Source organism: Streptomyces sp. NPDC058632 (assembly GCF_042717095.1).
Taxonomy (GTDB): Bacteria; Actinomycetota; Actinomycetes; order Streptomycetales; family Streptomycetaceae; genus Streptomyces.
In genome coordinates, this window is sequence record NZ_JBHXQZ010000011.1 from 86,060 (window position 1) to 105,045 (window position 18,986).

Annotated in this window: 14 protein-coding genes and 1 riboswitch; of the genes, 3 read left to right on the forward strand and 11 right to left on the reverse strand. The window is 71.7% G+C overall.

What is annotated here, in order from left to right; all coding sequences use genetic code 11:
• Positions 1 to 247: 247 nt before the first annotated feature.
• The 8 genes from ACFWVE_RS07025 to ACFWVE_RS07060 form a co-directional block, all read right to left on the reverse strand.
• The gene (locus ACFWVE_RS07025) at positions 248 to 1,006 is read right to left on the reverse strand and encodes a transglycosylase family protein (protein WP_384009023.1); all 759 of its coding nucleotides are present in this window, start codon (positions 1,004 to 1,006) and stop codon (positions 248 to 250) included.
• 4 nt (positions 1,007 to 1,010) lie between these two features.
• Positions 1,011 to 1,180: riboswitch (cyclic di-AMP (ydaO/yuaA leader) on the reverse strand.
• A 331-nt stretch (positions 1,181 to 1,511) separates the two neighbouring features.
• Positions 1,512 to 2,453, reverse strand: coding sequence for a transglycosylase family protein (locus ACFWVE_RS07030; protein WP_384009025.1), 942 nt, complete (start codon positions 2,451 to 2,453; stop codon positions 1,512 to 1,514).
• 330 nt (positions 2,454 to 2,783) lie between these two features.
• Positions 2,784 to 4,076, reverse strand: a complete 1,293-nt coding sequence (locus ACFWVE_RS07035; RefSeq protein WP_384009027.1) for a cytochrome P450 — start codon at positions 4,074 to 4,076, stop codon at positions 2,784 to 2,786.
• A gap of 81 nt (positions 4,077 to 4,157) precedes the next feature.
• Positions 4,158 to 5,147 (reverse strand): nucleoside triphosphate pyrophosphohydrolase, encoded by a 990-nt coding sequence (locus tag ACFWVE_RS07040; RefSeq protein WP_384009029.1) that lies wholly within the window; start codon positions 5,145 to 5,147, stop codon positions 4,158 to 4,160.
• An 84-nt stretch (positions 5,148 to 5,231) separates the two neighbouring features.
• Positions 5,232 to 5,882: a SurA N-terminal domain-containing protein gene (locus ACFWVE_RS07045; protein ID WP_384009031.1), complete on the reverse strand. Its 651-nt coding sequence runs from the start codon at positions 5,880 to 5,882 to the stop codon at positions 5,232 to 5,234.
• Between the two features lie 171 nt (positions 5,883 to 6,053).
• A complete protein-coding gene (locus tag ACFWVE_RS07050) occupies positions 6,054 to 7,550 on the reverse strand; it encodes a protein kinase (RefSeq protein WP_384009054.1) in 1,497 nt (498 codons plus the stop codon).
• 38 nt (positions 7,551 to 7,588) lie between these two features.
• Positions 7,589 to 8,242: a hypothetical protein gene (locus ACFWVE_RS07055; protein WP_384009033.1), complete on the reverse strand. Its 654-nt coding sequence runs from the start codon at positions 8,240 to 8,242 to the stop codon at positions 7,589 to 7,591.
• Between the two features lie 207 nt (positions 8,243 to 8,449).
• Positions 8,450 to 9,193 (reverse strand): HNH endonuclease family protein, encoded by a 744-nt coding sequence (locus ACFWVE_RS07060; RefSeq protein WP_384009035.1) that lies wholly within the window; start codon positions 9,191 to 9,193, stop codon positions 8,450 to 8,452.
• Positions 9,194 to 9,430: 237 nt separating this feature from the next.
• Between ACFWVE_RS07060 and ACFWVE_RS07065 the strand changes: the two genes are divergently transcribed.
• Positions 9,431 to 9,622: an antitoxin gene (locus ACFWVE_RS07065; RefSeq protein WP_384009037.1), complete on the forward strand. Its 192-nt coding sequence runs from the start codon at positions 9,431 to 9,433 to the stop codon at positions 9,620 to 9,622.
• 152 nt (positions 9,623 to 9,774) lie between these two features.
• On the opposite strand, the gene mfd is transcribed toward ACFWVE_RS07065, so the two are convergent.
• Positions 9,775 to 13,365, reverse strand: a complete 3,591-nt coding sequence (gene mfd / locus ACFWVE_RS07070; protein ID WP_384009038.1) for a transcription-repair coupling factor — start codon at positions 13,363 to 13,365, stop codon at positions 9,775 to 9,777.
• Between the two features lie 202 nt (positions 13,366 to 13,567).
• Between mfd and ACFWVE_RS07075 the strand changes: the two genes are divergently transcribed.
• Positions 13,568 to 14,359: a class I SAM-dependent methyltransferase gene (locus ACFWVE_RS07075; RefSeq protein ID WP_384009040.1), complete on the forward strand. Its 792-nt coding sequence runs from the start codon at positions 13,568 to 13,570 to the stop codon at positions 14,357 to 14,359.
• 92 nt (positions 14,360 to 14,451) lie between these two features.
• Positions 14,452 to 15,045, forward strand: coding sequence for a hypothetical protein (locus ACFWVE_RS07080; RefSeq protein ID WP_384009042.1), 594 nt, complete (start codon positions 14,452 to 14,454; stop codon positions 15,043 to 15,045).
• Between the two features lie 147 nt (positions 15,046 to 15,192).
• Here the strand turns inward: ACFWVE_RS07080 and ACFWVE_RS07085 are convergent, their stop codons facing one another.
• Complete coding sequence (locus tag ACFWVE_RS07085; protein ID WP_384009044.1) at positions 15,193 to 17,772, reverse strand: ABC transporter permease; 2,580 nt, start codon at positions 17,770 to 17,772, stop codon at positions 15,193 to 15,195.
• Positions 17,769 to 18,557 carry an ABC transporter ATP-binding protein gene (locus tag ACFWVE_RS07090; RefSeq protein WP_384009046.1) on the reverse strand — a complete coding sequence of 263 codons (789 nt, stop codon included), beginning with the start codon at positions 18,555 to 18,557 and terminating at the stop codon, positions 17,769 to 17,771. The genes ACFWVE_RS07085 and ACFWVE_RS07090 overlap by 4 nt, the downstream gene beginning before the upstream one ends.
• Positions 18,558 to 18,986 lie beyond the last annotated feature (429 nt).

Below are 18,986 nucleotides of genomic sequence, written 5' to 3' on the forward strand. Positions count from 1 at the left end.
CCATCCGGTCGGCCGCTTCACGGACAGAACCGAGAGTAAATTGTTTCCGAACGGAACAAAGAGGTTTCCGGGAAATCCGGGAAACGGGGAACCGGGTCCGGCGCCGCGGCACGGACCGCCTCCGGCACCGCGTACGGACCGGATCCGGGCGCCGGCCACGAAAAAGCCCCGCCCCGGCGCGTACGGGGACACGCGCCGGGGCGGGGCAGACCCCGCGGGGACGGGGCCCGGGCCTGCGGCCGCCGTCCTACTTCAGGTGCAGCTGCTGGCCGGGGTAGATGAGGTCGGCGTCCTCGACGATGTCGTCGTTCAGCTTGAACAGCTTGTCCCAGCCGCCCTTGACGTCGTGCTCCGAGGCGATCGAGCTGAGGGTGTCCCCCTTGAGGACCTTGTACTCGCCGTCGCCCTTCTCGACCTTCTCGCCGGTCGGGGTGGTGACGGTCTTCTTGGCGGCCGGACGCTCCTCGGAGCGGGAGGCCTTCTGCTCGGCGGAACGCTCGGGAGCGGCCTCGGTGCTCTGCTCCGGGGCCTGCTGCTCCGGGGCCTGCTGCTGGGAGCTCTGCGAGGAGCCGCTGTCCTGGCTGCCGGAGCTCTGGCCGCCCGAGCCCCCGGCGGAACCGCCACCGGTGTAGGCGGCGCCGGACAGGCCCTTGCCGCAGACCGGCCAGGCACCCTTGCCCTGGCCCGCGAGGACCTTCTCGGCGATCTCGATCTGCTGGGCCTTGCCGGCCTGGTCGGCGGTGGCGGCGTACTTCGTGCCGCCGTAGCCGGCCCAGGTGGAGGCGGAGAACTGCAGACCGCCGTAGTAGCCGTTGCCGGTGTTGATCGACCAGTTGCCGCCGGACTCGCACTGGGCGACGGCTTCCCACTCGGAGGCGGTGGCGGCGGAGGCGCTGCCGGCCGCCATCAGCGGGGCGGCGACGGCGGCACCGGTGACGCCGGCGACGGCGATGACACGGGTGGCCCTGGACGGACGACGGTGCTTGCCCTTGCTGGAAAACAGCATGGATGGATCCCCTCACCGACGCCTACGAGGTGAGCTGTCGGGTTCGGGCCGGTTGAGTTGCCCGGCCGCGTTCCCTTGCGGGACGCGGCTTCACCCCGAGCCGTATCCGGCGTACTTCACCGGATCCGGCGCCTACCTTGGGTCCCCCGCTCCTGCCTACGGCGCATGACGCGACGACTGTTCCCGTGCTGCCACTGGCAGGATTCGGCGTGGCGGCAGCCGGGGCCCGCGATGGCGAGCGATCACGACCGTAGACATGCTCGCAGCGGATTATCAAAGACGATCAGGGCTTCTGAGACCTATCTCTCATCACCTTTAAACCAGACATTCGTTGCGAACCGGGACTCTCAACTTCCGGCCTCGGCGCGCTTTTTCGCACGCCGAGTCGCCTGTCACCCGGTCGGCGCGCCGTCGCCACCCAGCCGGCGTAAGGCCGACTCCCGAACAACCGGCCATCACTGCGGGAATGTCAGCATTCACCCGATTGAAACCCGGATGCGCTTTCCTAGCCGAAAAGGGTGAGATTCGGGGCGGCGGCACCTTCGGCCTCGTCGCCCCCGCCGTACTGGGCGAGCCATCCGCCGCCGAGGGCAAGGGAGTCGGAGGCGACCGAGGAGCCGCTCGCGGAGCCCGGGGCGGAGTCGCTCGACGGGGAGGAGCTGTCGAGGCCGCGCGTGAAGCCGAGACCGCCGCGCGAGGCGTGCTTGCCGGAGGACCCGGCCTCACGGTCCTCACGCGCCTCTTCCTCGGCGCTGACGCCGCGGTGACGGCCGTTGCCGGAGTTCTCACCGTCGACCGATTCCGAAGCGTCGGACTTTTGCCCCGACTTGTCCGAATCATCGCCCTTGGCGGAGGGAGACGCGGAGGCGGAGGGGGAAGCGTCGGGGGCGGCCGATCCGTCCGCCCCTCCTTCCTCCTCCCGGTCGTCCGCAGCGCCCTCGGCGCCCTTCGCGTCCTTCGCGTCCGACGAGGAGCCGGCGGACTGGGACGGCGACGGAGTGGCGGACCTCTCGGAGCCGGACGTGCCCGACGAGTCGCCCTCCACGCCGGTGTCGATGTCGAGCACGGACGAGTCCTGCTCCAGGCCCCCGAGCAGCCCGCAGGCTCTCCACGCGCCGACACCCTGGTCGGCGAGGATCTTCTCGGCCACGGCTATCTGCTGGCCGCGGCTGGCCTGGTCGGCGCTGGTCGCGTAGTCGAGGCCGCCGTACGCCTCCCAGTCCTCCTGGGTCAACTGCAGGCCGCCGTAGTAACCGTTGCCGGAGTTCTGGCTCCAAGAGCCGCCCGACTCGCACTCGGCCACCCGGTCCCAGGTCGAGCCGTCGGCGGCACTGGCGGCGCCGGCTCCGAGGAGGGGGATCGCGATGGCCGAGCCGGTCACTCCGGCCGCGACGAGAAGAGCCGGAGCCTGGCGGGGGCGACGGTGACGACCGTTCCCGGAGAGCATGCGGAGACCTTTCGCAGGACAACAGTTGCTCGCACGGCGCTTCGAACCATGGCGTTTGAAAAGCGGGACGCCGCGCTTGATGGGTGAACGTATAGGCAGTCGAACGTCTGTCACAAGTTCATGCCGCGCAGATCACACGAAGATCACAGAGTTGAGTGGGCGTCACCTTCGTGGACGTCCCGCCAGCGGTCGACGGACCGTGTTCGAGGAGGTTCTGACGGTCACTTGCGCCGCGGCCGGCGCGTACGCCGAGGACTTTTCCTGAGCCCTTTCGAACACCATCCGGGGCATTTCGGAATGCGCCCCGGGCGCGTCGCCCCGTTCGCAACATCACATCGAGGGCGGGGTGAATTTCACCGGCAGTGTGCGCAGTCCGCGCATGATGAGGCCGCCGCGCCAGCGCAGTTCGGCCGGATCCGCCGCGAGTTCGAGATCCGGCAGCCGGGTCAGCAGCGTGGCGAGCGCGGTCTGGCCCTCCAGCCGGGCCAGCGGCGCGCCCAGGCAGTAGTGGATGCCGTGGCCGTACCCCAGGTGCTGGTTGTCGCGCCGTGCGAGGTCGAGCGCGTCGGGGTCGGCGAACCGCTCCGGATCGCGGTCCGCGGCGGCCAGGACGACGAGGACCGGGTCACCGGCGGAGATGTGCTGCCCGCCGAGGGTGAGCGCCTCGGTGGCGAACCGCCAGGTGGCCAGCTCCACGGGCCCGTCGTAGCGCAGGAGTTCCTCCACTCCGGTCTCCAGCAGCCCGCGCTCCCCGGCGGCGAGGGACGTCTGCAGGCGCTCGCGCTGCCCCGGGTGGGTGAGGAGGGCGTAGGTACCGTTGCCGATGAGGTTGACGGTGGTCTCGAAGCCGGCGAACAGCAGGATGAACGCCATGGCGGCGGCCTCGTTCTCGGTGAGGTGCTCGCCGTGGTCGGAGGCACGGATCAGGCCGGAGATGAGGTCCTCGCCGGGGGCGGGTTCGGCGGGCAGGGCCTCGCGCTTGCGGTGGATCAGGTCGGCCAGGTAGCCGCGCATCTTCTTCACCGACCGGGCGACCCCGCCCCTGGGGCCGCCCGCGTGCCGGATCATCATGCCCGCCCAGTCGCGGAAGTCGTCCTGGTCCCCCTCCGGAACGCCGAGCAGGTCGCAGATGGCGTAGATGGGGAGCGGGAAGGCGAAGTCGTGGATGAGGTCTGCGGAGCCGCGTTCCGCGAACCGGTCGATGAGCCCGTCGGTGAGCTCCTGCACCCGGGGCGCGAACTCGGCGACCCGACGCGGTGTGAACGCCTTGCTGACCAGCCTGCGCAGCCGGGTGTGGTCCGGCGGGTCGATGTTGAGCAGATGCGTCATCAGATCGGCCTTGCGCTCGCCGGGGATACCGGTCCTGCCCTTGGCGTGGGCGGGCTCGTCGTGGTGCGCCGGGTTCTTCGAGAGGCGGGGGTCGGCGAGGGTCTGCCTGGCGTCGGCGTACCGGGTGACCAGCCAGGCCTCCACTCCGCTGGGCAACCGCGTCCGGTGCACGGGCGCGTGCTCCCTCAGCCAGGCGTACGCGGGGTAGGGGTCGCTCGCGAACTCCCAGGTGAAGAGTTCGGGGGCGCCGCTCTCGGGCCGGGGCCGGTGCTGAGGCTGGTGCTGGTCGGTCACCGCTCGACCGTATCCGGCGGCGCACGGGCGGGTACGCCCTGCTCCCCGCGTCGGCGTCCGGCAACGCCGGGGGACTGCGCCCTACTCCCCCACGCCCTCGGCGGCCCGTATCGCGTCCCGGTAGGCCCGGGCGGCCGCGCGCAGCGCCGCTTCCGGGTCGACGCCCTCCGCCTCGGCCCGCGCCGCGAGGCCGAGCAGTTCGTAGCCGATGCCCTCCGCCCGGGGCAGGGGGACGTCCAGGCCCGCCGTGCGGACGCGGGAGGCGAGTTTGGCGGCGAGGGCCAGTCCCGGCTGGCCGAGAGGGACGCCCTCGGTGACCGAGGTGCGCCGCTTCTCGACCGCCTTGGTGCGCAGCCAGTGCTCCTTGACCTCCTCGGGGGTGGTCGCCGTCTCGTCACCGAAGACGTGGGGGTGACGGTGGATGAGCTTGGCGACGATGCCGCCGGCCACGTCGTCGACGGAGAAGGGCTCCTCGGGGTGCTCCTCGGCTATCCGGGCGTGGAAGACGACCTGGAGGAGGACGTCGCCCAGTTCCTCGCGCAGTTCGTCCCGGTCGCCCTCCTCGATCGCCTCGACGAGTTCGTACGCCTCCTCGATGCCGTACTTCGCCAGGCCCTTGTGGGTCTGCCGGGAGGACCAGGGGCATTCGGCGCGGATGCGGTCCATGACCTGGACGAGGTCGAGCAGGCGGGCGCCCGGCAGGTCGTAGGAGGCGGGGAGCAGTTCCAGTTCCGGCATCGGGACGCGGCCGGTGCCGGCGAGGCGGGCCAGGCCGTCGGTCAGGGCGGGCTCGCCCTCGCCGGTCGCCACGACCGCCACCGTGCGCCCGCCGGCGCAGGCGGCCACCAGCTCCTCGGCGGCCGGGGACGCCTCCTCGACCGGTATGCCCGCCTCGCGCAGATACGGCAGCTGCGGATGGGCGCCGTCCGCGCACAGCACCGTGTCGGCCGCGTGCAGGGTCTGCCAGGCGGGCCAGGACAGCAGGCCGGGCGCGACGCGGTGGCTGGTGGTGAGCAGGACGATGCGGCCGGTCGGGGCCGCGGCGGGGGCCGCGGGGCTGGTTGCGTTCACGATCCGAAACTAACCCACGGCGCCGCCGGCCCCCGAAAGTTGTCCACAGGGGGACCGGCGCGGTGTGACAGTACGCCTGGCTCGTCAGGCGACCGGCTGGGCGGCGGCTGCCGCCGTGACGTCCCGTACCCACGGGGTCCTGGCGTCGACGCGGCTGCTCTTCTCGTCGTCCCAGGTGCCGTAGCGCGGGTTGAGGTCGACGTCGAGGTCCTTGCTCGCCTCGGACAGGGCCTGCCAGAACTCGGGCCTGCTGGTGTCGGTGCCGAGCCGCTGGGCGAGCTTCTGGGCCTGGAGCTGGAGGCGGAGGTTGTCGTCGAGCCGCTCCGGCGGGATGCCGTACTGCTGCAGCCAGGTCGTCTCCAGCGCCTCGGCCCCGCCGGCCTGCTCCTCCAGGCCGGAGCGCATCCCCTGGACCTCCTTGGGAGTGACCGTCACACCGGCGTCGCGCGCGGCGCGCTCCAGCACCCGGTCCAGGACCATGCCGTGCAGGGTGTCGCGGGTGAGGCTGCCGGTGCGGGCGACGGCCTGCTCGTACTGGGCCTCGTCCGGCACCGCCTCCCGCTGGGCCGCGCGGATCTCGCCGACCCGGCTCTCCAGCTGCGACACCGTGATCCGCTGGCCGCCCACGACGGCCGCCGCCCCGGGGTGGGCGTCGTTTCCGCAGGCGGTGAGCAGGGGGGCCGCCGCGGTGAGGGCGGCGGTGAGGAGGAGCGCGGTGCGGCGACGGCGGTGCAAGGAAACCTCCTGAGGAGAGCTTGTGCGGCGGTGCACAAAGTCCTGCGATGATCGATGGTAGGCAGCGGCCGGGCTCTGGCCAACCCATTCGACCAACGATTCACCAGGACTTCCGGCACCGCCGCACACCCACCGGTCCGCCCGGGTCGCGAAAAGGGACGTCCTGCCCCGCTATCCGCGCACCTGCCCCAGCCACTGCAGGGTCCGGCGGATCTCGCCGGCGAGCGGGTGGCCGGGGCCCTGGGAGCGCTCCACGTCGTGCAGCAGCCGGGCCAGGGTCTCGTGCGCGGCCGGGCGGTCGCCGAGGGCGAGCAGGAGGTGGCCGATGCGGCGGCGGACGTCATGGGCGAGCTGGGGGTCGCCCGCGGCCACGTACCGGTTCTCGTAGTACGGCAGCAGGGCCCGGTACTCGGAGAGCGCCGCTGTCGGCTGGCCGAGCTGCTCCAGGCACTGGGCGGCCTCGTAGCGGTAGCGCAGGGACTGCGGGTCGGCCTGGCCCGCCTCGGTGGCGCGTTCGTCGGCGAGGCGGCGCAGTTCGGGCAGCGCGCGCCGGTACTGGCCGTCGTCCAGGAGGGTGGCCGCGTACTGCTTGCGCAGGGTGCGGACGACCGGCGAGTGCTCGCCGTGCTGCTCGGCGGCGACGGGCAGGATCCCGCCGAGGATGTCCACGGCCTGCGTGATGCGGCCCTCGCCGAGCAGCCGCTTGACCTCGTCCACGGCGGCGGCGACGTCGGCCTTCTCCGCGACGGGCGCGGGCGGTGTGGCGGGGGCGGGCTGGGGCGCGGGGGTGCGTGCGCGGTCCGGCCAGGGGGCGTGCGGGCGCAGGAAGGGGCGTGTGGGGTCGAGGGGGGCTCCGGTGGGGGTGCCCCGCGACGGCAGCAGCAGCGTCAGGTGCTCGTAGACCTCCTGGGCGGAGGCGGGGCGGTGCTGGGGGTCCTTGGCGAGCAGACGCAGGACCAGCGCCTCCAGGGCCTCGGGGACCTCCTGGCGGACCTGGCGCACCGGCTGCGGCGCCTCGTAGAGGTGCCGGTGCAGCACGCCGAGCGCCGTCGAGCCCGCGAAGGGCACGTCACCGCTGAGCAGTTCGTGCAGCAGCACGCCGAGCGCGTACAGGTCCGTGTACGGGCCGACCACGCCGCCCATCGCCTGCTCCGGGGCCATGTAGGCGGGCGAGCCGATGGGCGAACCGGTGTGGGTCAGGCGCGTGGTGTCGCTGTCCATGACGGAGGCGACGCCCAGGTCGAGCACCGTGACCGTGCCGTCCTGCTTCACCATCACATTGCGCGGTTTGAGGTCGCGGTGGACGATCGGCACGGCGTGCACCGCGCTCAGCGCGGCACACAACTGCGCGGCCACCGCCACCGCCCACTGCCACGGGTACGGGGCGTGCTCGGCGAGGTGGTCACCGAGGTCGGCGCCGTCGACGTACTGCATGACGAGGAACAGTTCGTCGCCCTCGCTGCCCGCGTCGTGCACGGTGACCAGGCCGGGATGGTCGACCTGGGCGGTCACCCGGCACTCACGCACGAAGCGGCGGCGCAGTTCGTCGGCCTCCTGGCCGGCCACCTTGTCCGGGCGCAGCAGTTTCACCGCGACCCGCCGGTCCAGCCGCTTGTCGTAGGCCGTCCAGACCTGTCCCATGCCGCCCTGTCCGATGAGCGCGGACAGTTCGTAGCGGCCGGCGACGACACGTCCCGCCGTCACACTCACCTGCCCCCCTGATGGGTGCCGTCGCCCCGACCGCCGTCGCTTCTGCGCAGGTAGTCGCTGAGCTCGTCGAGTTCGGCGCGCACCTGGTCGATCCGGGCCGGGCCGGGCTGCTGCGGCTGGGCCGGAGGCACGGGGGCGGAGGCCCCGTCGTGGTGCGGCACGGGCGGCGGGGGCATCTGCGGGGGCATTCCGGGCTGGGGCTGCGGCACCGGCGTGTGCGCGTACGGCGACGTGGGCCGCGGGTAGCCGTACGGGGCGGGGGTGTCGCCGTGCGCGTGCATCGTCGTGACGTGGGGCGACGGGATGCCGTGCGCCCCGTACTGGCGCAGCCGGTGGTGGTGGCGGATGTCCACGGTCAGGTAGTACGCGGCCGCGCCGGCACCCAGGAGCAGGAGACCGAAGAGGGCGACATCGGTCCGGGGGTCCGACTCCGGCAGCGAACCGATCACCACGAGCAGGAAGAGGGACAGCGGCAGGCTCACCCAGGCCATCAGCCAGTCGGGGAGGCGTCCCCGCAGGACCGCGACCCGGAACAGCGGTACGGAGGCCAGCAGTCCGCACGACAGGATGCCGGCGGCGGCGATCAGCACGCGCAGGGAGATGACCGTTGCCGTACTGCGCTGGGGCGGCGCCGCGCCGTGGCCGTACATGACTGCTCCTGGACCGGTGTAGCCGATGGGACGAGTGGTGCGAGTAGTACGAGGGGTGCGAGCGCGCAAGCAACACGCGTCGTACGGGTCGTGCGGGTGGTACGGGCGGGCGAAACCGCGCGAGCGGCAGGCACCGGGAAGTCCGAGCGTATAGGCCGACAGGGACAACCGGTCCCGGTGTGTACCGAACCGTTGCCGTCAGGGCGGTCAGCCGCCGCACTGCCGCAGCATCATCTCCTTGTCGGCGGCGGTCACCGGCATCTCGTACTTGACGGCGACCTGGGCGAAGCGGACCGCGTACGCGCACCGGACCTGTTTGCCGGGCGGCAGCCAGGCCGCGGGCCCGGAGTCGCTCTTGGAGGAGTTGGCGCCGCCGTCGACCGGGATGAGGTTGAGACTGTCGTTCGCCAGCTGTTCCCGTTTGTCCACGGACCAGCGGGAGGCACCCATCTGCCAGCTGTACGAGAGCGGCACCACGTGGTCTATCTGGACCTCGGACGCCTCCTCCTTGCGCCACTCGATGCTCTTGCCGGTGTACGGGTCGACCAGGGTCATGGCCACCACCACGCAGTCCGAACCGGACCGGAACCGCAGCTCCTGCCCGTCGCGCCGGAGGAGATCGTTCCGCGTGTCACAACCGTTGCGGGCGAACGGCACTCCGTCGGCCGTGTCCTTCCAGGCGTAGCCGAACTCGTCGCGGTCGTAACCGGTCCTCGGCCCGCGCCCCTTGGTCCGCACCGTCTCGATGAGTTCGCGCCCGTCGGCCCGGTCCGCCTCCCCGGTCAGCGGGGCGAGGCCCGGTTCGGTGCCGTCCGGGTTGTCCAGGGGGCTGACGGCGCGTCCGTCCGACGCCTGCGCCGCGCCGCTGCCACCCCCCTCGGCGGGAGAACCGCTCCCCTCCTCCAGCGCCTCGCAGCCGGCGAGGAGCAGCACGGCGGCCAGCGCCGCCACCCCTGTACGTCCCGCTCCGCCCCGCGTCCCGCCCCGTGCCGCGCACGCCGAGAACGTCGTCGAGTACCGCCCCACGGCGCACCACCCCTTTGCCCCTCTGCACCCGCCCCCGATCGGCCGGATCGCGCATGGTCCCACCGTAGCCAGAGAGAGGTACAGACCACATCGGTACAAATCGAGCATGAAGGGCGCATTCCGCGTAGGGTCGGTGCTGAGTCACCCGGGAAGGAGCTCCGGATGGGCATCCTCGACAAGTTCAAGAGCAACCGCTCGGCGCAGGACAAGGCGAAGAAGACCTCCGACGCCGCGGAGAAGAAGATCAACGAGAGGACCGGCGGCAAGCACGAGGAGCAGATCGACACCGGACAGCGGCAGGCCGAGAAACGGTTCGGCATGCACCGGAACCGGGGCCACCGCGACCAGGCGTAGACCCGGGTCTCCTCGCTCAGCCGTCCGAGCTCACGTCACCGGAACCCGACGTGGCCCAGGGCCGGGAACCGCCCACGGACTCCCCTTCCCGTGGGCGGTTTCGCGTGTCCGCCGTTTCGCGTGTCCGGGGATCCGGAACGGGGCGAGGCCGGTCACGACCCCAGGATCGACGTCAGGAACTCCCCGACCCACGCCAGCAGCTCCCGGCCGACCAACGGCTTCCCGCCCACCTTCGCGGTCTTCGGGCGGGGCACCAGCACCTGACGCGCGGTCGGCTTGATGACCGTGCCCGGGTAGAGCCGCTTGAGCCGGAGTTCCTGGGACTCGCGCAACTCCACCGAGGCGAACCGGATGTTGTTGCCCTGCAGGACGATCTCGCCGACACCGCACGCGCGGGCGAGCATGCGCAGCCCCGCCACCAGCAGCAGGTTCTCCACCGGCTCCGGCAACGTGCCGTAGCGGTCGACGAGTTCCTCGCGCACCGCCGTGACGTCCTCCTCCTTGTCGGCGGCGGCGATCGCCCGGTACGCCTGCAGACGCAGCCGCTCGCCGGGCGCGTAGTCGTGCGGGACGTGCGCGTCGACGGGCAGCTCGATCTTGACCTCGAGCGGCGGCTCCTCCTGGATCCCGCCGGTCTCCAGCTGGCGCCGGTAGTCCGCGACGGCCTCGCCGACCATCCGGACGTACAGGTCGAAGCCGACGCCCGCGATGTGGCCCGACTGCTCGCCGCCGAGCAGGTTTCCGGCGCCGCGGATCTCCAGGTCCTTCATCGCCACGTACATGCCCGCGCCCATCTCGGTGTGCTGGGCGATCGTCGCGAGGCGCTCGTGCGCGGTCTCCGTCAGCGGCTTCTCCGGCGGGTACAGGAAGTACGCGTAACCGCGCTCCCGGCCGCGGCCGACCCGGCCGCGCAGCTGGTGCAGCTGGCTCAGGCCGAAGTTGTCGCCGCGCTCCACGATCAGGGTGTTGGCGTTGGAGATGTCGATGCCGGACTCGACGATCGTCGTCGACACCAGCACGTCGAACTTCTTCTCCCAGAAGTCGACGACGACCTGCTCCAGCGCCGACTCCGACATCTGCCCGTGGGCGGTCGCGATGCGCGCCTCGGGCACGATCTCGCGCAGCCGTGCCGTCGCGCGGTCGATCGACTCGACCCGGTTGTGGATGTAGAAGACCTGCCCCTCGCGCAGCAGTTCACGGCGGACGGCCGCGCCGATCTGCCGCTGGTCGTACGGGCCGACGAAGGTGAGCACCGGGTGGCGCTCCTCCGGCGGCGTGGTGATCGTCGACATCTCTCGGATGCCGGTGACCGCCATCTCCAGGGTGCGCGGGATCGGGGTGGCGGACATGGTCAGCACGTCGACGTTGGCGCGCAGCTTCTTCAGCTGCTCCTTGTGCTCGACACCGAACCGCTGCTCCTCGTCGACGATGACCAGGCCCAGGTCCTTGAACTTCGTCTCCGAGGAGAACAGCCGGTGGGTGCCGATGACGACGTCCACCGAGCCGTCCTTCAGGCCCTCCAGGACCGCCCTGGCCTCCGTGTCGGTCTGGAACCGGGACAGCGCCCGCACGTTCACCGGGAACTGCGCGTACCGGTCGCCGAACGTGCCGAAGTGCTGCTGCACCAGCAGCGTCGTGGGGACGAGGACGGCGACCTGCTTGCCGTCCTGGACGGCCTTGAACGCGGCCCGCACCGCGATCTCCGTCTTGCCGTAGCCGACGTCGCCGCAGATCAGCCGGTCCATGGGGACCGTCTTCTCCATGTCCTCCTTCACCTCGGCGATGGTGGTGAGCTGGTCGGGCGTCTCCACGTACGGGAAGGCGTCCTCCAGCTCGCGCTGCCAGGGCGTGTCGCCGCCGAAGGCGTGCCCGGGGGCCGCCATGCGCGCGCTGTACAGCTTGATCAGGTCGGCGGCGATCTCCTTGACGGCCTTCTTGGCGCGGGCCTTCGTCTTGGTCCAGTCGGCGCCGCCGAGCCGGTGCAGGGTGGGTGCCTCACCCCCGACGTACTTGGTGATCTGCTCCAGCTGGTCGGTGGGGATGTAGAGGCGGTCGCCGGGCTGGCCGCGCTTGGCGGGGGCGTACTCCACCACCAGGTACTCGCGGGTCGCGCCCTGCACGGTGCGCTGCACCATCTCGATGTAGCGGCCGACGCCGTGCTGCTCGTGGACGATGTGGTCGCCCGGCTCCAGGGTGAGCGGGTCGATGGTCTTGCGGCGCCGGGCCGGCATCCGCGCGCCTTCGCGGCCGGACGCCTTCTGGCCGGTCAGGTCGGTCTCGGTGAGCACGGCCAGTCCGAGCACGGGGTCGACGAAGCCGTTGTCGATGGAGCCGCAGGCGACGTGGACGACGGCCGGGGCGATCTCGCCGAGCTCGCCCGTCCCCGCCTTCCCGTCGGCCGCCCCGGCCAGGCGGGCCGGGATGCCCTCGCCGCCCAGCACCTCCACCGTACGGGCGGCCGGGCCGTGGCCCTCGGTGACGAACACCGTGCGCCAGCCGTCGGCGAGCCAGCCCTTGGTGTCGGCGAGCGCCCGCGCGGTGTCGCCCCGGTAGGCCTCCGGGGCGCGCATGCCGAGCTTGAGGGTGTCCGAGCCACCCGCCCCGTCGCCGTCCCCGTCGGACGCGAACGACTCGTCGGCGGCGAACGGCGACACCGACCACCACATCATCCCCAGCTCGCGGGCCCGCTCACGGACGTCCGCGATGGACCGCAGGGAGGCCGCGCCGACGTCGATGGGCGCCTCGCCTCCCTGGGCGGTCGCCGCCCAGGACGCCTGCAGGAACTCCTGCGAGGTCGCCACCAGGTCCGACGCGCGGGTGCGCACCCGTTCCGGGTCGCACACGACGCCCATGCTGCCCTCGGGCAGGACGTCGAGCAGCAGCTCCATGTCGTCGACCAGGACCGGCGCGAGGGACTCCATGCCCTCCACCGCGATCCCCTCGGCGATCTTCCCGAGCAGCTCGCCCAGCTCCGGGTGCCGCTCGGCCAGCACCCGCGCGCGCCCCCGTACGTCCTCGGTGAGCAGCAGCTCACGGCAGGGCGGTGCCCACAGGCCGTGCTCGGCGACCTCCAGGGAACGCTGGTCGGCGACCTTGAAATAACGGATCTCCTCGACGTCGTCGCCCCAGAACTCCACCCGGAGGGGGTGTTCCTCGGTGGGCGGGAACACGTCGAGGATGCCGCCGCGTACGGCGAACTCGCCGCGCTTCTCGACCAGTTCCACGCGTGCGTACGCGGCGGCGGCGAGCGCCTCGACCGTCTCGCCCAGGTCGGCGCTCCGCCCGGTCAGCAGCGCGACCGGCTCCAGCTCGCCCAGGCCCTTGACCTGCGGCTGGAGCACGGACCGTACGGGCGCGACGACGACCGACACCGGGCCCGTCTCCGGGTCGTCCGCGCGGGGGTGCGCCAGCCGGCGCAGCACGGCCAGGCGGCGTCCCACGGTGTCGCTGCGCGGGCTGAGCCGCTCGTGCGGCAGCGTCTCCCAGGACGGGTACTCCACGACCTCCTCCGGCGGGAGCATGGAGCGCAGGGCCGCCGCCAGGTCCTCCGCCTCCCGGCCGGTCGCCGTCACGGCCAGCACCGTACGGCCGGTCTCCCGGGCGAGGGCGGCGACCGCGAACGGACGGGCGGCGGAGGGGCCGACCAGGTCGACATGCATGCGGTTGCCGTCGGCGGCCGCCGAGATCGCTTCCGCGAGGGCGGTGTCCTTGACGACGGCGTCCAACAGACCGTGCAGGCTCATTCGGGGCGGTTTCCCTCCGGAGGTGTGCAACACGACGGGCCCGACACGCGCCGCGGGCCGGGGGTCTCCAGCGTACGACGCCCGGCCCCGGCCCCGCCGCCCGTCCGGCGGCGGACGGGGGGCGGACGGGCGGCGGACAGGCGGCGGACGGCCCTCGGCGAGCCGCCCGTGTCGTCACAACCGGTAGATCGTTGATCCGACCGTGGCTACGGAAAGTTACGGCGATGTGCTCTTCTCATCGGCACGCGACAACGAACAGACACGTCTGGACGGACTCACCCGGGCCCTCGACCCGGTCTCCTTCCAGACCCTGCACGACCTCGGTGTCGGGCCCGGCTGGCGCTGCCTCGACGTCGGAGCGGGGACCGGCACCGTCAGCTCCTGGCTGAGCCGGACCGTCCACGGGCCGGTCACCGCGCTCGACCGCGACATCACGTTCCTGGCGCGGAAGCGGTCGCACCTCGATGTCGTCCACGCCGACGTCAACGACACCGACTTCCCTCCGGGCGAGTTCGACCTCGTCCACGCCAGGCTGCTGGTGATGCACCTGCGACAGCGGGAGGAACTGCTGCCCCGCATGCTGTCCTGGGTGCGGCCGGGCGGGCTGCTGGTCCTCAGCGACGGCGTCGCCCTGCACCCCGAGCAGTACCACCACCCCGCCTACCGCGAGGTGATGACGGGCCACTTCCGCATGATGGCGAACGTGATCGGCAGCGACCTCCACTTCGCCTCCCGGTACCCGCAGATCCTCACGGACCTGGGACTGACCAAGGTCGGTCTGCTCGCACACCATCCGATCATCGGGATGAATCCGGGGTTCGGCACCTTCGTCGCGCACACGCTCGAGCAGTCCGAGAGCCACCTGCTGGCCGACGGGGTGTCCAAGGCCACGCTGGACGAGGCCGTCGCCCACGTGCGCCGGCCCTCGACCCGTGAGATGTTCATCGCGATGCTGACGGCGTGGGGCCGCAGACCGCACGAGGCCGCCCGATAGGCCCGCCCCGCTCCCGCGCACTCCTGCACTCCTGCACTCCTGCGCTCCGAGACGAGTCCTCCCGCATTCAGCGAAAGCAGGCCGCGTATCAGATGACCACAGCTCCTCCTTACGCTCCGCTCCCCGGTCCCGCGCCCGGTCTCGACCGGCGCATCGCCGAGTTCGCCTCGGCCCGCACGCGCATGCTCCTGGCGAGCGACGGCCTGACGACCGTCCTGCTCGAAGCGGTGGTGAAGGCGTCCCTGCACGTCCGGATCACCCACACCGCCCGGCTGTCCGCGCACGCCCTCGACGACTCCGCCTCCCGGGCGGCACTGGGTCTCGAGGCGGGCCGGCCGTGCCTGCTGCGCCGGACCCGGCTGGTCACGCCCGCCGGTGTACCCGTCTCCGCCAACGTCGTGATCGCCGCGGCCGGCCGCGACGCGGACGTGGACGCGGCGATGCTGTCCCCGCGGCCCCTGGGGTACGCGCTGGCCGGCCGGGGCAGCCGGCTGGAGCGGCGCCTGCTCCACGTCGGCCGTGCCTCCTGGCCCGAGGCACCGGACAAGACCTGCGCGTCGAAGACGTACGTGATGTGCGACGCGGGCGGGCCGCTGGTCTTCGTACGGGAGACGTTCAGTCCCGCCTACTTTCCCGCCGGCGCGGACGGGGCGGACGGGGCGCGTGAGGCGTGCGCCGGTACGTAGGGCCGGGGCCGGACGCCGTCGCCGTCCCGTGGGCTCCGGCCGCCCTCGGCCCCCGCACGCGCGAAGCCGCCCGGCGCCGGTGGCCCTCCTGGGCTCCCCGGCGCCGGGCGTTCCCCCGCAACCCCCGTGTGCGGTGGCCGGCCGCGGCTACTCCGTGGCGATCGCGTTCAGGACGTTCATCCGGCCCGCCCGGAACGCCGGGACCAGAGCCGCGAACAGCCCCACGAACGCCGAGCCGACGAACACACCGATGATCGTCGGCCACGGGATCTCGAGGACCTTCAGACCCTCCAGCGCGAGGAGCTGCTGGGCGGTGGCGCCCCAGCCCATGCCGAGCCCCAGGCCCAGCAGGGCACCGAAGAGGGCGATGACGACCGACTCCAGGCGGATCATGCGGCGCAGCTGGCGGCGCGAGAGGCCGATGGCCCGCATCAGGCCGATCTCCCTCGTCCGCTCGACCACCGACAGGGCCAGGGTGTTCACCACACCCAGGATCGCGACGACGATCGCCAGGGCCAGCAGGCCGTAGATCATGTTCAGCAGCTGGCCGATCTGGTCCTTGAGCGCTTCCTTGTAGTCGGTCTGGTCGCGCACTGTGTACTGCGGGTAGTCGTGCAGCGAGTCCTTCAGCGCCGTGTACGCGGCCTCCTGCTGTCCCTCCTTCGCCGTGGCGAAGAGCAGCATGTCCAGCGGCAGCCTGTCGGCCGGGACGTACGTCGCGAGGGTGTCGATCGACGTGTAGATCGCACCCGCGTCGACCACCGCCTCGCTGCTGGTGATCGCCCGGACGGTCAGCGTGCCGGTCTCCCCGTCCTTGAACGCGACGTCGATCGTCGAGCCGAGGTTGATGCCGTGGTCCTCGGCGAACTTCTCGTGGACGGACATCGAGTCGGGCCGGTAGGCGTCGGAGAGCTTCCCCTCCACCGTCTCGACCCGCAGGTCGGTGGCGTACGTCGGGTCGGCCGCCGTGATCGCCGTGTCCTTGAGCAGCTTTCCGTCGGGTGTGGTGAAGTCCGCCTCGGTCCACTTGTACTCGGTGACGCGCTCCAGCTCCGGGGTGTCCTGCACCGCCTTCACCGCCTGCGGGGTGAGGAGCTGGCCGCTGTCGGACTGGATGATGAAGTCCGTGCCGACTGTCTTGTCGAGCTCGTCGGTGGCGGAGGCCACCATGGACGAGCCGACCACCGACAGGCACGCCACCAGGGCCAGCCCGATCATCAGCGCGGCACCGGTGGCGCCGGTGCGGCGCGGGTTGCGCAGGGCGTTGCGCTCGGCCATCCGTCCCACGGGACCGAAGCCCCGCAGCACGACGACGCCCAGCACCCGCACCACACCGCCGGCGAGCAGCGGGCCGACGAGCACGAACCCGATCAGCGAGAGCACCACACCCAGGCCCAGCCACATCGAGCCCTCGGTGGCCTTGTCCGCCGCCGAGGCGAGGTACAGCGCGGCCGCGCCGACCGCGGTCAGGAGCGTGCCGATGCCACCCCGGATCCAGCCGGCCCTGGCGTCCGCGGGAGCACCCGCGTCCCGCAGCGCGGCCATCGGGGAGATCTTCCCGGCCCGCCGCGCGGGCAGGTAGGCGGCCAGGACGGTGACGACGACACCGAGGAGCAGTCCGACCACCGGGGTCGTCCAGGCGACCGTGAGGTCGTCGGTGGACAGCTCCATGCCGACCGAGCCCATGAGCTTCATCAGCCCGACCGCGAGCCCGACGCCCGCCGCCACCCCGAGCACCGACCCGACGACACCGAGAAGCAGCGCCTCGATCAGCACCGAGCGGTTGACCTGCTTGCGGGAGGAACCGATGGCCCGCATCAGGCCGATCTCCCGGGTGCGCTGGGCGACCAGCATGGAGAACGTGTTGATGATCAGGAAGATGCCGACGAGGAACGCGATCCCGGCGAAGCCGAGCATCGCGTACTTCATGACGCTCATGAAGCCCTCGACGTCCTGCTGGCCGGCCTCCGCGCTCTCCTTCGCGGTCAGCACCTTGTAGTCGCCGCCCAGAGCGGCCACGACGTTCTGCTTCAGCCGGTCGTCGCTGACACCGTCGGCGGCCGTGGCGTTGACGTTGGTGAAGACGCCGCTCTCACCGATCAGGACCTGCTGGGCGGTCTTCGTGTCCAGGAAGAAGATCGCGGCACCGGGGTTGGTGACGGTGAAGTCGGCGATGCCTGAGATCTTCGCGGTGTGCGTGCCGACCACGCTGATCACGTCGACCTCGTCACCGAGCTTCAGCCCGTGCTTGTCGGCGGTGTCGGCGTCGACCACGACCTGGTCGGAGCCCTTCGGCGGCGCACCTGAGGTGATCTTCATGGTGCGGGCGTCGTTGGCGGTCCAGTTGCCGACGATGGTCGGGCCGCCGCTGGTGGGCGAGAGGCTCTCCTTGTCGTTGTCGACGACGGTCAGCGAGGTGGAGTGCAACGCCCCCTCGGCCGACTTCACCCCGTCCACGTCCCGTACCTCGGCGAGCACGGACTCGGCGATGACCGGCGGCTTGCCGGTGTCGGAGGTGGTCTGGCCGCCGTCGGAGGCGTCCTTGGCGCTGACCGTGACGTCCGACGCCGTGGCCGCGAACAGCTTGTCGAACGTCGTCGACATCGTGTCCGTGAACACCAGCGTTCCGGACACGAACGCCACCGACAGCAGCACCGCCACCGCCGACAGCGCCATCCGCCCCTTGTGTGCGAGGAAGTTGCGCATCGAGGTCTTCAGGACAGTCATGACGTACGCCCCCGGGCGTCGAAGTCCTTCATACGGTCCAGGACCTGCTCGGCCGTCGGCTTGTGCATCTCGTCGACGATGCGGCCGTCGGCGAGGTACAGCACCCGGTCCGCGTAGGAGGCGGCGACCGGGTCGTGCGTGACCATCACGATGGTCTGGCCCAGGTCGTCGACCGAGCGGCGCAGGAAGCCGAGGACCTCGGCACCCGCGCGCGAGTCGAGGTTCCCGGTCGGCTCGTCACCGAAGATGATCTCCGGCCGGGCCGCCAGCGCCCGCGCCACCGCGACCCGCTGCTGCTGCCCGCCGGACAGCTGGGTGGGCCGGTGCTTCAGCCGGTCGGACAGGCCGACGGTCTCCACCACCCGGTCCAGCCACGGCCGGTCGGGCTTGCGGCCGGCGATGTCCATGGGAAGCGTGATGTTCTCGATCGCGTTCAGCGTCGGCAGCAGGTTGAACGCCTGGAAGATGAACCCGATCCGGTCCCGGCGCAGCCGCGTCAGCTTCTTGTCCTTCAGCCCGGTGATCTCCGTCTCGTCCAGGTAGATCTGCCCGCTGGTCACGGTGTCGAGCCCGGCCAGGCAGTGCATCAGCGTGGACTTGCCGGACCCCGACGGGCCCATGATCGCGGTGAACCGGCCGCGGGCGATGTCCACGTCCACGTGGTCCAGGGCCACGACGCGGGTCTCACCGGACCCGTACGCCTTCACGACCTGCCGTGCCCGCGCGGCAACGGCCGTACGCCCACCAGTTCCTCCGTGCTTGGGAATGGTTACAGCCGATGTCACGGTAAGTCTCCTATGTCGGTCGGCAAGTGGGAAAGCGGTGCCCGCGCGACCGCCGTCATGCCCGACGGCCGCTTCGTGCGTGTTCGTTCGACGTGGTTCAGTCTGACGGCGGGGAAGGCCGGGCGCCCTGGTGCCCGGCGCAGTCTTCCTCTGGGGAAAACCCCACCCCCGGTGGTGTGCTCGCCACCCCCCAGCGGCGTAAAGCCAGGTTAAGGAACGACCCCGCCCCGTCTCGTCCTCCGCCGGTACGACCCCTCCCCGAGCCGTAGTACGGAGGTACCCCTAGGGGCTCTCCACCGGCAGGCGGAGTACTTCTCGGGGTACCTCCTCCTGAGGTCCCGGTCAGCCTCCACCCTTCCCCCACGTCAGGGTCAAGTGCGGGGAGAGGAAACGGGATCGGGGAACGGGATCGGAGATCGGGGACGGGGG